Origin of the sequence: Allocoleopsis franciscana PCC 7113, from assembly GCF_000317515.1 — a bacterium.
GTDB classification, from domain to species: Bacteria; Cyanobacteriota; Cyanobacteriia; order Cyanobacteriales; family Coleofasciculaceae; genus Allocoleopsis; species Allocoleopsis franciscana.
In genome coordinates this window covers 7342827-7357430 of the sequence record NC_019738.1, presented here as the reverse complement: position 1 = coordinate 7357430, position 14604 = coordinate 7342827, and the positions used below count along the sequence as shown (strand labels likewise).

Annotated in this window: 14 protein-coding genes; 2 read left to right on the top strand and 12 right to left on the bottom strand. The window is 44.9% G+C overall.

Going from position 1 to position 14604, the window contains the following annotated elements; all coding sequences use genetic code 11:
- Positions 1–413: 413 nt before the first annotated feature.
- Complete coding sequence (locus MIC7113_RS30285) at positions 414–1172, top strand: pentapeptide repeat-containing protein (protein WP_015186009.1); 759 nt, start codon at positions 414–416, stop codon at positions 1170–1172.
- Positions 1173–1355: 183 nt separating this feature from the next.
- Here the strand turns inward: MIC7113_RS30285 and MIC7113_RS30280 are convergent, their stop codons facing one another.
- From MIC7113_RS30280 to MIC7113_RS30240, 9 genes are all read right to left on the bottom strand, one after another.
- On the bottom strand, positions 1356–3422 hold the full coding sequence (locus MIC7113_RS30280) for an AAA family ATPase (RefSeq protein ID WP_015186008.1): 2067 nt from the start codon (positions 3420–3422) through the stop codon (positions 1356–1358).
- Complete coding sequence (locus MIC7113_RS30275) at positions 3419–3661, bottom strand: hypothetical protein (RefSeq protein WP_041781456.1); 243 nt, start codon at positions 3659–3661, stop codon at positions 3419–3421. Before MIC7113_RS30275 ends, MIC7113_RS30280 begins: the two co-directional genes overlap by 4 nt.
- 25 nt (positions 3662–3686) lie before the next feature.
- The gene (locus MIC7113_RS30270) at positions 3687–5192 is read right to left on the bottom strand and encodes a DNA phosphorothioation system restriction enzyme (RefSeq protein ID WP_015186006.1); all 1506 of its coding nucleotides are present in this window, start codon (positions 5190–5192) and stop codon (positions 3687–3689) included.
- Positions 5193–5288: 96 nt separating this feature from the next.
- On the bottom strand, positions 5289–6551 hold the full coding sequence (gene coaBC, locus MIC7113_RS30265; RefSeq protein ID WP_015186005.1) for a bifunctional phosphopantothenoylcysteine decarboxylase/phosphopantothenate--cysteine ligase CoaBC: 1263 nt from the start codon (positions 6549–6551) through the stop codon (positions 5289–5291).
- Positions 6541–6759, bottom strand: coding sequence for a protein IsiD (isiD, locus tag MIC7113_RS30260; RefSeq protein WP_015186004.1), 219 nt, complete (start codon positions 6757–6759; stop codon positions 6541–6543). The genes coaBC and isiD overlap by 11 nt, the downstream gene beginning before the upstream one ends.
- A gap of 225 nt (positions 6760–6984) precedes the next feature.
- Positions 6985–7611 carry an alpha/beta hydrolase gene (locus MIC7113_RS30255; protein WP_015186003.1) on the bottom strand — a complete coding sequence of 209 codons (627 nt, stop codon included), beginning with the start codon at positions 7609–7611 and terminating at the stop codon, positions 6985–6987.
- 82 nt (positions 7612–7693) lie between these two features.
- A complete protein-coding gene (locus MIC7113_RS30250; RefSeq protein ID WP_015186002.1) occupies positions 7694–8320 on the bottom strand; it encodes a Crp/Fnr family transcriptional regulator in 627 nt (208 codons plus the stop codon).
- 142 nt (positions 8321–8462) lie between these two features.
- The gene (locus MIC7113_RS30245; RefSeq protein WP_015186001.1) at positions 8463–9446 is read right to left on the bottom strand and encodes a CHAD domain-containing protein; all 984 of its coding nucleotides are present in this window, start codon (positions 9444–9446) and stop codon (positions 8463–8465) included.
- A 109-nt stretch (positions 9447–9555) separates the two neighbouring features.
- Positions 9556–10269, bottom strand: coding sequence for a hypothetical protein (locus MIC7113_RS30240; protein ID WP_015186000.1), 714 nt, complete (start codon positions 10267–10269; stop codon positions 9556–9558).
- Between the two features lie 1042 nt (positions 10270–11311).
- Here MIC7113_RS30240 and MIC7113_RS30235 point away from each other — a divergent pair.
- The gene (locus tag MIC7113_RS30235; RefSeq protein WP_015185999.1) at positions 11312–12379 is read left to right on the top strand and encodes a pentapeptide repeat-containing protein; all 1068 of its coding nucleotides are present in this window, start codon (positions 11312–11314) and stop codon (positions 12377–12379) included.
- 275 nt (positions 12380–12654) lie between these two features.
- On the opposite strand, the gene MIC7113_RS37395 is transcribed toward MIC7113_RS30235, so the two are convergent.
- The 3 genes from MIC7113_RS37395 to MIC7113_RS30220 all read right to left on the bottom strand — a co-directional run bounded on the left by MIC7113_RS37395 (position 12655) and on the right by MIC7113_RS30220 (position 14527).
- A complete protein-coding gene (locus tag MIC7113_RS37395) occupies positions 12655–12834 on the bottom strand; it encodes a hypothetical protein (RefSeq protein ID WP_172642216.1) in 180 nt (59 codons plus the stop codon).
- A 575-nt stretch (positions 12835–13409) separates the two neighbouring features.
- Positions 13410–13622 carry a hypothetical protein gene (locus MIC7113_RS30225; protein ID WP_015185997.1) on the bottom strand — a complete coding sequence of 71 codons (213 nt, stop codon included), beginning with the start codon at positions 13620–13622 and terminating at the stop codon, positions 13410–13412.
- A gap of 272 nt (positions 13623–13894) precedes the next feature.
- Positions 13895–14527, bottom strand: a complete 633-nt coding sequence (locus MIC7113_RS30220; RefSeq protein ID WP_041780280.1) for a response regulator — start codon at positions 14525–14527, stop codon at positions 13895–13897.
- Between the last annotated feature and the right edge of the window lie 77 nt (positions 14528–14604).

Sequence of the window (14604 nt, the reverse complement as noted above, 5' to 3'; positions counted from 1 at the left end):
CCGGCCGTGGTTGCCCAGCTTCCTGAGAAGATTGCCGGAGCTCAGTTGTGAAAATTTTTAGTCAATGTACTTAAAAATACTTTACATTCTTTCCCTAGATAGGTAAAGATACGTGTAAATACTTGACAAGGGTGTTCTACTGCACCAAGCCCTAATCACTCAAGCAAGTGATTGAACTCCATACTTTGCGCTCACCATTGGTGGTGTCCTCACGCTTAGTTATCGGCTTGGGCGAACCGGGTAAGCAAAAAATAATAGTAACACAGAGGTGTCTATTTTGAGTGACACCTAATATTCCAACTGCATCTGCATCTACTGAGCCTGATTGAACGTTGTAACTCTTCCAACCTGCGCCGATATCGCGCGGGTTCCTTTGGAAAACGATTAAACAGCCACAACTCCCAAACACAGCTATGGATACATCAGAATTCCAGTCGCGTTATCAAGCCGGAGAACGAGATTTTCGTAATGCTCACTTGCCTGGTGCCGATCTATGCAACACCACGTTGCTAGGTGTCAACCTGAGTGGGGCTGATTTGAGTGGTGCCGACTTATGTGCGGCGGACTTAAGTGGTGCGAATCTATCCGGTGCTAATCTATTTGGTACGGACTTAAGCTCGGCTGACTTGTTGAATACAGACTTAGGCAGTGCAGACTTAAGCGCGGCTGATTTGAGTGGCGCTAACCTAACTGATGCCAATCTGAGCGATGCCAATCTGTTGAGTGTCAGCCTGAGGTATGCCAACCTAAGCGATGCAACTCTCAGTACAGCTAACCTCAGTTACGCTAACCTGCTGGGGGCTAATCTGTTTGGGGCTAACCTACTAGGGGCGGACTTAAGCTATGCTGACTTGCTGGGCGCTAACTTATTCGGAGCTAACTTAATGGGGGCAGACTTAAGTTATGCCAATTTATTAGGCGCTGACTTCAGTTATGCTAATTTGTTGGGTGCCAATTTATGTTATCCAACCAGTTTATTGGCAGCCAACCTGAGTGGTGCCAATCTCAAGGGTGCTAACCTCAAAGGTGCTGAGCAGGTATCAGCGACACTAACTCAAGCTAAATTAATTGATGGATATTTACAGTCTGCTGGCTTGCAAGGGTCTAATGGCGATCATGCCAAATTAAGCCGATTGATTAACGCTTTTTCTAGCCGGGAAATCTTGCTGTAAAAATCGTTAGATATAAAGACTTTTTGATGAGTCCTCCTTGCTCTGGAGGAATAAAATGTGTTGCATCAGCTAATAGTTTGTAGTGAGGACTTTAGTCCTCTTGTGAGGGGCGCTCAAGCGCCTACTACGAACTCATTTTCTTAAAAGAACCAGACATGATATCAGAGGATAGAAAGTAAAGGATTAAAAACTATAATCCACTTCGACAATTTCTGTATATTCAAACTCACTGGAACTGCGTTTCACCAAAAGATAGGGAATTCCCCCTAACTCAATCGCATCTTCTTCGCAATCAAGTTTAGGAGAATTATAAGTCAAAACATATTCTCGACCGAGGCGATGAGCCATCTCTTGTTCCACTTCTCCCCGCCATTGCGTCTTAGTCACTAAAACCACGAGCTGATTGGCTAATTGAGGAAGTTTTTTGGCAATTTGTCGGCGGTAAATTTCATCCAAACTTCCGAAAGGAGAATCCATAACCATGGGAAACGTACTACTATCTAGACCCATCAAAGTATTTTCTTGAATCCATTCCCGTACTCGGTCAATAATACCGCCAATAAACGATAAGCTAAGAATTTGGTTCTCCCCTGTAGAGGCGGCAACAATTGTTTCTTGTCCTCCTGTAGGGTCAACCAGCATCAATTCATATTTTTCACTTAATTTAGGGATATAAGGCGTGAAAGAAATGGAAGTAAATATTTCTTGAACTCGCTTTTCTAAAGAAGAGCGGAACTGATTTTCTAAACGCGATCGCACTTCGGTTAAGCGTTCAATCGCCTCCTGAGTTGTGGCAATTCGTCGTTGCGCTAAAGCTTGCTTTGCCTCATTCATCTTGTGCTTGGTAATTTGCTTCGTCTGTCGATCTATTTCGGCCTTCAAGCTTTCTATTTTCTGCTGATTGGCTCCTTTTTCTAAGGTCAAATCCCGAATCTTTTCTTCCGTTTCATCCAATCGTTTTTGTAACTGTTGAATATCCTCATTGGGATAAGTCCGCAGCTTTTTATTAATATCATCCAACTGCGTCTCGATTTGAGAAAGATCGGCTCTTCCCTGAGCAATATTAGCTTGTTGCCGATCCACATTTTCCCAAAATTCAGGCACTTGCTTGTCGATTTCCTCCACCTGTGCACTCATGCGGATTGCCGTTTCTTCCACATCAGCCATTCCTGCCTTATCCATCCAAGCAGATACATGCTGATGAGTGGAAGTTCCCTCGATCAATTCTGTGCCACAAATACAGCGTTGTTCGTGGAGTAAATCGCTAACAAATTGCCGTTTAATCCCAACAGGCAACTCCCCTGCTTTCCGTAATTCATCAACAATTTCTCGAAACTCTGCCGTTACCTCTGAGAGCAAAACCGTATATCCTCGTGTGGATATCGCTCGTTTCTGAGCTTCTTGAGATTGTTTAAGCTGTTCTCGGACTAATTTTTCTTTAGCTTCCAGTTCATCCCGAAGACGCTGTAACTCTTGGGCACCACCCAGTTCTAATAAACGATTGCCAACTGTCTTTTTTAGTTCATCCTGGTGTGCTATTTCTTGCTCAATTTCCTTTTGGCGATTTGAAATTACCTGGCTTTCTTGCTCAAGTTTTTCCTGTTCTTTTAAAAGCTTTCGGGTTTCAAAATCTCCAATCAAAGCTAACTCGGCTTCTAAGCTTTTTTTTGCTTCCTTTAAATGTTTGATTGAGCGATTTAAAACCTCCACACCCAGCAAAGTCTTTGTAGCTTCAGCAATTTCTGCTTTTTTATCCGAGCGAACAATTTGTTCAATCCGTTCACCATCAAAGAAGAAATATTGATGTAAGCTGGTAGGCAAAATTCGACCAATGATATCTTCTGGGAGTTGTTGCGGCAATAACCAGCGTCCATCATCGCCAGCTATCTGAAGATACAATTCGCTTTGTCCCTGTTCAACTCCAAGTTCCGTTTTGTAGGCACGGCAAAGACGCTTTGCTTGGTAACGTTTATTTTGATGTTCAAACCCCAATTCCACCCAGCAGTCTACAGCGTCCCCCATAGGAGATTCGGCAATCGCTCGTTTATTAACTAATTGTTCTTCCGAGGCAAAGGCCGCACTGAACTTCTCATATAATACCCAGGTAAAAGCATTAAGCAGCGTTGTTTTCCCCGCACCATTATTACCATGAATAACGGTCGTATTTTGCTCGCCACTCGCTAAGACGATTTCTGGAGTTTTGCCATAGAATTGACGAAAGTTACAAAGCCGAATCGATATCAGCTTCATTGTACTTCTTCCTTGATTATTTTTAAAATATCGTCATTAATGTTTCGGGGAACTTTCATGTAGAGTTTATCTTTTTCAGCCTGTAACACCCGCTCAATAATTTGTCGAACTTCCGGGGGAGCGCTAAGAATCGGCTCCTGTACATCACCCAATTCAATGGGCGCGTTGTAAGAAGAACGCTTTTCCGATACAACGATGGGTCGAACGGTAGCCGGAATGTTAGAGTAGCTAAATGCCATCACCATGTCTAATTTTTCCCCTCCTTTACATATCCAACAGCCCGTATCTTTTTTGTAGCTGTAAAAGTTTGATTCTAGCTTCTCCGGCATTATCGGCTAAGTCAGCAAATTCTAAAAATCGCTTCAACTCTTTTTTCAAAAGATTGCGTTCCACTTCCAAGGTTTCTCGCCCCAAGTCTGGTGGTAAAACAATCATGTCGAATAAAGTAGCGCGTTGCTTGCCTGAATGTGGGCGCAAAATCCGCCCCCGTCGCTGAATAAACTGGCGCGGATTGCCACTACTGGCGAGAATTACAGCGGTTTGAATGGCAGGGATATCAACACCTTCATCTAAACAACGAATGGCTACTAAACCTTGCAATTCACCCTGTTCAAATTGACGGCGCAATTCTTCTCGTTCTATCAAGGGGGTATCGGCAGTATAAGTATTGATGCGATAGCCAAGTTCTGCCCCTAGTAACCGGGTGACGGCACCAATTTGATGCTGATTTTCCTGACTCAGAGAGCCTTCTATCGTACCATCACCGCAATAAAATAGGGTATGAGACGTATCGAGACGCCCCATCATTAATTGTCGCAAAGCTTCTAACTTATTCGCCGCTGCTCCAATTAATCGAGCACGTTGCATTAATAAAGATGTGACGGTGTCATTGCTCTCAAAATCCTCCTCATCCATCAGTGCCCAACCAATGCGTTTGGTTAATTTGGCATAGGAAAGTGTCTCGGATTCGGTTAATTCCACCAAAATGGGATAGTAAAGATAGTGAACAAGTGCCCCTTGTCGAATGGCATCCGCTAAGGTGAGTTCGGGTTGTAAAACACTACCAAAGTAATCCAATAAAAAATGCGTTCCCTGCTCATCAAAATACCGTTCTGGGGTGGCGGAAAGGGCGAGGCGCAAGCCAATATTGCGAGGTAGACTTTGTTCTAAGCGAGGTGAACCTAAGTTATGGGCTTCATCGCCGACAATTAACGTTTTTTCAGGGAAATAATTGAGCTGAGATTGTAACCCTTCTCCGATTAAAGTGGCATTGGTGGTAATGACGGTAACAAAGGAATGGTTGCCAGATTGAATGTTGTAAAGTGCGGTGGAAAGTTGACTTTGCCAGTTGTGGAGATTCTCGAAGGCTAAGATGGGTTGTAGGTTAAAGTTTTCACATTCTCGCGCCCACTGGGTAACGAGATGGCGGTAGGGGCAGACGACGAGTAAGACTTGTAAACCGATTTTTTCATACAGTTCAGTGGCGATCGCAAGGGCTGTAATTGTCTTTCCACTCCCCGTCGCCATCTTCAGTGTGCCTCGCCCCTGATTGCCAAACCAGTTCGCTACAGCTTGCCGCTGATACTGTCGGAGTTTAATCGAGGGGGGTATTCGAGGACATCCTGGTGGGGGCTGATTTCTCTTAGATGAACGCCGAGGGTAACTTCCCTTAGTTTCAGCTACTGCTTGTACAGGCAAGCCTGAATCAGATAAATTCTGGGCTTGACGCTGATTCGGAACTTGATAAACATTCTCTGAGAACAACTTCACTATCGAACTGCCCCTGACCTAAAACGTGAAACCCGATACTCTGTTTTATCAACTATTCCAGAATTTTCCTAGTATAGGCTGTCAAGCAACTGCCCTCTACTCGCGTGGAATATTACCGACAAAATCAAACAAATGATGAGCGAGTTGTAATTTACTACAAGGTTCAATTTCTACCTGCCGTCCTTGCTTATCGAGAAATATGGCTTGATTCGTATCGCTACCAAAACCACTATTCGGTTTATCGATCGGGTTAGCCGCGATCGCATCTAATTTCTTGTTCCGCAATTTCTCCAAGGCAGGCTTGACAATATCCCCAGTTTGTGCAGCAAAGCCAATTAAGCATTGATGCGGCTGTTTGCGTTGCCCTAACTCTGCCAAGATATCCGGCACAGGTTCTAAGGGTAAGGAATTGGGGAGTAATTTTTTTGGTAACTTCTCCGGGGTATATTCAGCCGGCTTGACATCTGCTACTGCGGCTGCCATCACAATCACATCTGCATCGGGAAAGCATTCCAACATGGCTTGTCCCATCTGGGCTGCACTCACCACCGCAATGGCGCGAATGCCTGATGGTACCTCCCAGGTGATGGGGGCATGAATCAGGGTGACTGTGGCTCCTCGGTGCAATGCCGCTTGTGCCAAAGCTAGACCCATCTTACCTGTAGATGGATTGCCAATGAAGCGAACTGGGTCAAGATATTCCTGGGTTCCGCCGGTGCTGATTAAAACTCGCTTGCCGACTAAATCGCGCTTACCATTTGTATGCAGGAGCGATCGCACCGATGCCAAGATCTCATCCGGTTCTGCCATGCGTCCAGAACCGATGCGATGACGTTTCACGTCCGCTACGCTAGCGCACGCCAACAATCCTGCATCTGGCCCGACATGATGATATCGAGAATCCCTCAGCAATTGCTGCCAGTTTCGTTGCACCGACTGCTGTTCCCACATTTGGGTATTCATTGCCGGTGCCAACAGTATGGGACAACCAGAAGCGAGGACTGTATTCGTTAGTAAATTATCGGCTAAGCCGTGGGCTAATTTCCCCACAGTATTTGCCGTCAGGGGAGCAATCACAAACACCTGTGCCCATTCCCCTAACTCAATATGTAACGGACGAGTGTGAGTGGGTTGCCAAAAAGCTGAGTCTGTATAAGCTGGATGGCGCGAAAGTGTGGTTAGGGTTAAGGGAGTGATAAATTCTTGAGCGGATTGGGTGAGAATGACTCTCACGTCTACCCCTGATTTAAATAAGGTAGAAATCACCTGACAAACTTTATAGGCGGCGATGCCGCCGCCTACACCAACTAGAACTCGCCTGCCTTCCCAGCCCTGGTTAGGGAGTTGCTCAGGCTTCATCGTACCCTTCTAGATCGAGCAAGTAGAGGTAGGGTTCGATTAACTCTGGACGTTGAAATGCTAAAGCACGAAGTAAATGCCAATCGTCCAGTCCCTCAAACGCATTGGTGTAATCATCCCGTTCTAAACGTCCAGCTAGTTCTGCAACGTCATCTGCCGTGAGAGCCATTAAATCGCGCTCTCGAAGAGTTAAGGTTAAAGTTGCCATTGCTCGCGCCTCCCTTGATTAGCCGCTGTGTCAAATGCTAAATAGCTTTAACATCCGCCTATCCTATTATCCCTATTCCTTGACAGGACTGGGTTTAAAACTACGAAGTATTAAGTGAAGGTGTTGTGAAATTTTAAGGCTGTCCCCACAAAAGTCAATAAAATCACCTTTGAATTGGCTCGAAATCGAGCAGGAAAGGGAGAACAGTTCTAGATTTGGCGTGATTTAATCTGGGGCAACTCCAGTATTAACTAAAATAAACTCCCGAATCACCTCTACGACTTCGGGTCGAATCTCATGCCCCATCTCAAATTCTTTATACTGCATCGGTGCCCCCAGGCTGAGTAAAAAATCTCGTACTCTTTGAGCGGCTGTAATTGGCACCACAGTATCTTGTCTCCCATGCACAATTAAAACCGATGGCAAAGGCGGTTCAATATCTTGTGGTGTTCGATGCAGGTAGCCACTCATACAGATTAAACCCCCTAGCGGTAACATTAAACCGACATCAAGGGTCATTGCGCCACCTTGAGAAAACCCACTCAAAATGGTGGCTTCCAAGGGAACACCGATTGTACTGGCTAAAGACTTGAGCCAATCTTCTAGCAGTTCTTGGCTGAGGGTTAAACCCTTATAATCTTCTCTGGCTAAGTCATACCACATCTTGCCTCCCGCTACCTGAGGGTGAGAAAAAGGAGCATTAGGAAGCAGGAAGTGGTAATCGGGCAGATTTAACATTGGCACGAGAGAGGCCAAATCTTGGGCGTTGGCTCCCCATCCATGTAAGATTACGATCAGTCCATGGGGGGTCTGACCCGAAGCTGGGGGAATTGAAAGAGCGTCGAGAGACAGAGCCTTACTCCTAAAGAATGCAACTCACTATTTGTAATAGATGTGAAGCTGATATTCTAAAGGATTTTTTCGTAAATGGCGCTCACCAATTGGCAAGATTTTTGAAGCTGTCATTCAGGATAATATGGCGATCGCGATCAATAGTAATGGCACCTTCACGTTTCAGCTTGCTAAGGAGTCGCGTGACGGTTACTCGCGTAGTGCCGATGGCATTGGCTAAGTTCTGGTGAGTTAAACGCACTCTTAGGCGAGTCCCTTCGGGCATCGGTTCCCCAATTTCTTCCTTCATCAGCAGGAACAATTGGTGCAAGCGTTCTTCAACCCGGCGTTGACCTGAAATCGCGAGCAACGCTTCTGTCTGCCGCATCCGACGTACCATCTGCGGTAAAACAATCTGAGACAGACGTGGGGAAGCGTTGATTTCTGCTAAAGAAAACCAGATGAGATGAACATCAGACAAGGCTGTTGCTTGGTACGCTTGCAGCAAGGAAAACCACTGACCGAAGAACATGGAAGGGTCTGCCCAACCCAGCCACACCTCTTCGCCATTCAGGCATGGCGTACTTAACTGCACGAGTCCCTGGCAAACCTGCCAGACACCCTGGGAAACGAGGGGGATGCCTTCACCTTTGGCATAAAAATGTAAGCGGCGTCCTTCCCTTAACTCATTGTGGTCGAGTTCGAGAATTGCTCTGGTAGCTTGGGGCATGAGGTGCAACTCTTTTGGTGCTGTGTACTAACTGGCGTAGATTGCCAGCCCTACTTTAAGCCACCCAGGTAAAGGCTGGGTAATCCCAAGATTAAGCACTCACCTGAGAGTCAGAGCAATTCCTCAAAGGGTCTACTGCTCCCTAATCTGTTTTTGGAGCAACAGGTTTGAGTAAGGTCTGATGCAAATCTCTTCGGGTTTGGGGATTAAGATATCGTTGTTGTAAAGGTCGCCATTCCTGCCAAGCTTGGTAACGCGCTTCTGTGAACTGACTCGCCAGGGTTGGCAGTTGATTGATATTCCCTGAATCAAGAGTTCCTTGCAAAAATTCAGCTAATACGAAACTGTCTTGAATGTGCCCCAAAATGCTTTGGATATTTTTGATGTCTTTGAGATAATTCTCATAAGTTGAGGGATAGAAGTCTGTAAAGAGTTCCATCTGATAGCGCACTCGCTTGGCTTGTTTCCGCAGGCTATGAATACTATCTCCGTGCGCGGTTAAAAGCTGCACCACGATTTCCGAATTTAGGCCGCTGGGAGCCGCAATCTCCCCACCCGTCAGCTTTACGCCGACTAGCCAAGCTGGATGGAGCAAAAATTGACTCAGGAGGGGCAGGAGCAAATCTGGCAAAATCTCATCAATGGGAAATTCTGCAAATTCTCCATAACTCGGTTGCCTGAGCCAGTTTTGAAACCCCTGTTTGAGTTCCTCATAGCGTCCCTCTTTGAGGGTTGTTTGAACGAGTTCTAATGATTTTTGACGCTGCTTTTTGAGGGTTGCCAAAACTTTTTTGAGAGCGTCTTGTTCGGGTGGCGGTAGGGTCTGGAGGTACTGATTTTTCAGGGTGTCTTGCAGTACATCGATATCCCGCAATTCGCCCAATTGTCGGGCAACTTTGGCAATTTTTTTCTCTTGAGCGGCTGTTGGGAGTGAGAGTGCGGGTGAAAAACCATGAACGGCTGTACGCAGACGGCGCATCCCGACGCGCATTTGATGTAAAGCTTCTGGGTCTTTGTCGGCAATAACGTCGCTTTCGTGTTTTAGCGTTTTTTGGAAGTGTTTTTCGATCGCTAGATACGCCCAATAACCTAAGGCTTTTGGGGCTAACCCTGTAGTTTTTGTCATTGGCACAAGAGGCTGGCTTTCATCTGAACACAATTGAAAGCCCAATTTTATTAATTGAGTTTAGGCACCTCAGCTTAACATAAACCTGAATATATGTTTGTGATATAGACTACTTGAGCCAAGGGGGTTGGGTAATGTCCATAGGACGGGCAACCCATAAGTCATAACGAGTTGAAGATATGCCCGAAGCTAGATGCTTTAAGAAGGGTTTTCCTGTCCAGATTTGGCAACTACAAACTATCTTTTGATCTTGGAGTTCAAACCCACCTAGAGTAGGGATAAGCCGCAAAAATTCAATATGCCAATGTGCGGGTTCAACTGCAATATGAGAGGCTTGAGAGTCTGTTTCATCTGAGGTGGAATGCCGAAAATCGTGCTTAATGGCCAGAGGCATAAAGTCGATATCCAGGAAATAAGACTCGAATCCTTGCTGCTGAGCAAACTTGATCACATCTTGCCAGTTATGGATCGGGATTTGTTCACCATCACGGTGGCTGTTTTTAGTAAAACAGAATCCTCCAAACAGCCAAATCAGTTTAGCGAGGATGTTCTCCACACGGGAGAGATCACGAGCTAACAGTTCCACATCTTCTGGTAAAAGGATACGACCAGGTACACACCACCAGTATTCCCAAAAGGTATCGGCATCCAAGAAAACGAAACGTTTGACGACTCCAGGAATGCGATCGCGCCGCTGAATCTCCCGAATTTCCTGAACAGAAGCACTGCGATAATCGGGAATCGGCAATTCCAAATTCTGCTCTAGGGGATGTGGGGGCGCAAGTAGGACTTCCTCATGAATCAAGGAATCAAAGTCAATCACAGGCTATCTCCTATGTCGCTAATAAGGTCAGTTCTTGGAGTTGAATAGCACAAAACGTTGAAAATAGTAACTGTAGCTTGCCGACGCTGACATGCAACCCTTATCTTTATAGAATAAGTTTTTTAGAGTTGGCTTCTTGCCGTTCGAGGGCAAATTCAATTGACCATGCCCACGATCTTTGCACTGGGAGTGCTTCTGTAGGATTGGAACGGATAAGTGCCAAACAAGGCGCTTTCTTTAAAGCACGTTATAGTTCTAAAGACAGATTATTCAGTAAGCACTAGCTAAACGGAACACAATCCTGATCCAACTGTATGACGCCGAGCCAAGACTTGGGAGCAGCAGTCAAGTCCACCGGGGCATTTAAGACAAGAGACTTTTCCAGTTTGATGCCGAGACCTGGCTGGAAGCAAAACCAGCTGTTCTGGGAAGGATTTTTGTAGCGGTTGTGACAGCAGGCTTTGGGTAAACCCCAATACAGATGGAAGTTCTTCTGTGATTCCGTCTGACCAAATTAGTGCAGGATATGAGGGAGGTGACATAAGCTGAGTCGCCTGAAAACAGCTTTCTTTGTTTCACAGAGGTTATGGACACCATTAATCGTGGCTCTATCGAGAGTCCCTATGGCTAGGGAAGGTTTCCTGCGCTCAGCTTGAGATAACTCACTGATGTTCGAGCGGGAGATAACCCTTAGCGGTTGAGGTCATGAAAAGGCTAGCTCTTAACTGAGAAAAAGTCTTGAGATGAACTCTACTTTCTTAATAAAATCCTATTCGTTTTCCTCTGCTCCGATCATTTTTTCATTCATTGACATGGCTTTAGATGGCTAATTTAGCCATGAGTCAAAAATTTTGATAGTTCTTAGATTGCACCAAGAATCTAACATCAACGTTTTGACCACTACTCTTCTTTTCGTCAAGCATTTCTTAACTTTAGTAAGTTCCAAGGAGTTATTAGCTAACCTTTGCCACCTGAGCGTTCTTTTAAGAAAATCAGGTCGAGCCTGGAGCTGATAAACAGCAAGGAAAATCAGGCAAAATTTATGAAAGCAAGCGAATTTTCAACTGAAAACGAACTTTTGAGTCGGCACGAAACAGGAGAACGTAATTTTTCGGGTGCCAAACTCAGTGGAGTTGATTTAAGTGGCTCTAATCTCAATCGAATCAATCTCAGTTCAGCCCATTTGAATGGGGCTAATTTCACAAAGACTAAGCTGATTAGAGCGAATCTCAGCAATGCCGATTTGAGGGTTGCCAATTTCACAAAAGCGCAACTCATTGAAACCACTCTCTCACGAGCAGACCTGACTCAGGCAATTTTGAGTGAGGCAGATTTGAGTGGAGCCATTTTATCAGGTGCATTGCTATCAGGAGCTGACTTAAAAGGGGCTACTTTGATTGGTGTCAGCCTGATTGGTGCCTTAATCAAAGGCGCAAAACTGACAAAAGTGAACTTGACGGGAGCAACGTTAAGCCGAGCTATTCTTGTCCAAGCGGATTTGAAAAAGGCCATATTAAATCGAGCCATCCTCGGTGAAGCTGATTTGAGTGAAGCCAATTTGAGTGGAGCGAGTTTGGTTCGGGCTTATTTGAATCGAGTGAACTTGCGTCAGGCTAATCTGGAAGAGGCTGACCTGAGTGAAGCCGATCTCAAAGGAGCAAATCTGAGTGGGGCAAATCTGAGTGGCGCGAATCTGAGTGGCGCTGATTTGCGGGAAGCTAATTTAAGCCATGCTGATCTGAGTGGCGCTGACTTGCAAGGAGCTAATCTGACGCGAGCGAACCTGACTGGAGTGCTGTTGAAAAAGGCTAACTTACGGGGAGCAGAACTGAGTAAAGCCAACTTGCACAAAGCGAATTTATCGAAGGCGAATTTGTCGGGCGCGAATCTGCTGGAGGCGAATTTGCTGGACGCCAACTTAAGTCAGGCTAATCTGCTGCGATCGGGTTTGCTACTCACTTATCTAACCAATGCTAATCTCAGTAGCACTAATCTAAATGAAGCGAATTTAATTGGAGCCAATTTGGAGGGAGCTAATTTAAGTGAAGCTTCTTTAGAAGGAGCCATCATGCCCAACGGTACAACCTATTGCCAAACTGACCGAATGTAGTTCCTGTTTCTGGTTAGGGAATAACCCCCAATAACTCTGTTAGTGGGAAAAATGAGTCGTAAGGTGGGCGTGACCCACCTTACAAAAAACGGCATTCGTTTTTCTTGCGTCAAAGTCTGATTTTAAACGTTAAAATTTACATTCCTCACGAGTTGAGTGTCACACTCTGTAATTTCTGGTAATAGGTAATAGGTAATAGGTAATAGGTAATAGGTAATGGCAAGAGTTTTTGAGGATAAGTAGCTTAAACATCTCCTGCCTTGTAAAGCTCAGGGTTATCGGGTCGCGAGTTGAGATTCTTCGATTAATTCTGAAAATCTTTGTGATAGCCCTAGAGAGGACAAATTTGCACTGTGCTGGAATTCTTCTGTCCTGGCTTGGCGAACGGGTATATTCTTAGTGAGCCAATGTTGCTGACAGACTTGAGTCTCTTGCCAGTTAGCTAGGTCTGGCATTTCTTGGTGGCAGTGGCTACAAAACCAGAAAGTCCTTTTGAAAGAAATATGTCTCAGTAGGGGCTGTGAACAACAAGGACATGAATGTTTTTTTAACATAATAATCTGTATTATCCTCAGAAATTAGAGGAGATTTTGGTGGGTTTTATTGAAAAATCTCTATTTCTATTCTTCCTTGTTTTTTAGTAAAAAGAACTGTACTTTTCCAAAGTTTGGTAAACAATTATTAACCCACAGAATCCGTTAAAATTCGTAAAAACTAGCCGTAAAACTTCATCAAAAAATAGAAGCCTATCTCAATAGAGTCAAGAAAAATAACTGACTCAAGAGGCTTCCTCTTAGCGGTAGAGCGTGACTTCTTTTGTTTATGTTTAGACTGGCTTTGCCCATTAAGAATCAATTGAATTGTTTCATTCTGTTTGAGTTTACCCTCTATCAATCGATAACTGCCTACTCAATTTATCAGGAATAAAACGTTAATTTTTGAAAGTTTTTTGCCTTTTTTAAAATTAAACGGTGAGTCTCATTTTCTTATTTCTTAATGTAGCCAAAACCGCTGTTTTCTATTGATGTTTCTAATCGATGGATTCGACGACTCTGAGTAAGCCATGCCGCACACCGTAAAATACTCGATCAATCAGCGTCCGCTCTTGCTCATCAAGCTCCTGTTGAGACACTAAAGCCCACCTGAGCATTTGCTGATCGGTATAAGTAACTCTTCGCTCCATCAAGATTTGTGCAACGCGCTCTTCAATGCTCATCGAAGAGGAAAAGAGTTGGGCTGACATAGTATCTTTACCAAAAAAATTTTCTTTTCTATGTAACTAATATGAACTTTTTATCAAGATTTCTCTGTGATCCCTAAGATAGATAAAGTGTGATGCGAAGATATATCCTTTTGTGATACCCATCACAGGGTCGCTCAACACCATGAAGGGAAGTGACGGGAGATGAGAGTGGGGTGTAGGGGCAGTGCCTCCTCACTAAAAAGCCAGGTGCCCACGCGGAGAGTGGGAGAAACACCGACGAAAAACGGGTTACTTATTTTTGTCAGCCTGGTCTAGCGTAAAAAGGAGTGAGCTAAAATGGCGGCCTGGGTGCGATCGCGCAAACCTAACTGATTAAGAATACGTGTCACATGATTTTTCACGGTTCCTTCGGAAATGTAGAGCGATTCTGCAATCTCGCGATTATTAGCTCCGGCTGCAATTAACTTTAAAACTTCCTTTTCTCTCGGCGTTAACTGTTCCCAACCATCTGGAGGATTAGTAGGAGGAGTAGGAACTTTTGGCATTGCCTTTTCAAACAATCCTGGCCCCAGTTGAGTGTAACCTTTGTAAACGGCTCGAATGGCTGCCGCTAGCTCTTCCGAAGGGGTGTCTTTGAGCAAATAGCCTTTTGCCCCATAGTGCAGCGCCTGTGCGACATATTGTTCATCATCAAATGTGGTTAGGACTAAGACTTTTGTGTCCGTAAAGCGTTGACCAATTTCTCGTGTGACAGCGACTCCATCCATCACAGGCATCCGAATATCCAGCAGCACGACATCGGGGTGTAATGTTTCGACGAGCGCGATCGCACTTTGCCCGTTTTCCGCTTCTCCCACAACTTCTAAATCCGTCTCTAGTTCTAATAATGCTCTCAATCCTTGACGAATTAAACCCTGGTCATCGACAAGTAATATCCGAATCATATTCATAGGTTCAGTTGTCATTAATGGGTCAGGCATTATGGTAAAAATAGGGCTATCGAGAATGAAGTTTTCTCTTC

What these genes read in the sequence shown, in the direction of transcription:
- MIC7113_RS30280 (WP_015186008.1), bottom strand. Translation starts at nt 3,422, where the DNA reads ATGAAGCTGATATCGATTCGGCTTTGTAACTTTCGTCAATTCTATGGC.
- MIC7113_RS37395 (WP_172642216.1), bottom strand. Translation starts at nt 12,834, where the DNA reads ATGCCAGACCTAGCTAACTGGCAAGAGACTCAAGTCTGTCAGCAACAT.
- isiD (WP_015186004.1), bottom strand. Translation starts at nt 6,759, where the DNA reads ATGGCAACTTTAACCTTAACTCTTCGAGAGCGCGATTTAATGGCTCTC.
- coaBC (WP_015186005.1), bottom strand. Translation starts at nt 6,551, where the DNA reads ATGAAGCCTGAGCAACTCCCTAACCAGGGCTGGGAAGGCAGGCGAGTT.
- MIC7113_RS30220 (WP_041780280.1), bottom strand. Translation starts at nt 14,527, where the DNA reads ATGATTCGGATATTACTTGTCGATGACCAGGGTTTAATTCGTCAAGGA.
- MIC7113_RS30275 (WP_041781456.1), bottom strand. Translation starts at nt 3,661, where the DNA reads ATGGCATTTAGCTACTCTAACATTCCGGCTACCGTTCGACCCATCGTT.
- MIC7113_RS30225 (WP_015185997.1), bottom strand. Translation starts at nt 13,622, where the DNA reads ATGTCAGCCCAACTCTTTTCCTCTTCGATGAGCATTGAAGAGCGCGTT.
- MIC7113_RS30235 (WP_015185999.1), top strand. Translation starts at nt 11,312, where the DNA reads ATGAAAGCAAGCGAATTTTCAACTGAAAACGAACTTTTGAGTCGGCAC.
- MIC7113_RS30285 (WP_015186009.1), top strand. Translation starts at nt 414, where the DNA reads ATGGATACATCAGAATTCCAGTCGCGTTATCAAGCCGGAGAACGAGAT.
- MIC7113_RS30245 (WP_015186001.1), bottom strand. Translation starts at nt 9,446, where the DNA reads ATGACAAAAACTACAGGGTTAGCCCCAAAAGCCTTAGGTTATTGGGCG.
- MIC7113_RS30250 (WP_015186002.1), bottom strand. Translation starts at nt 8,320, where the DNA reads ATGCCCCAAGCTACCAGAGCAATTCTCGAACTCGACCACAATGAGTTA.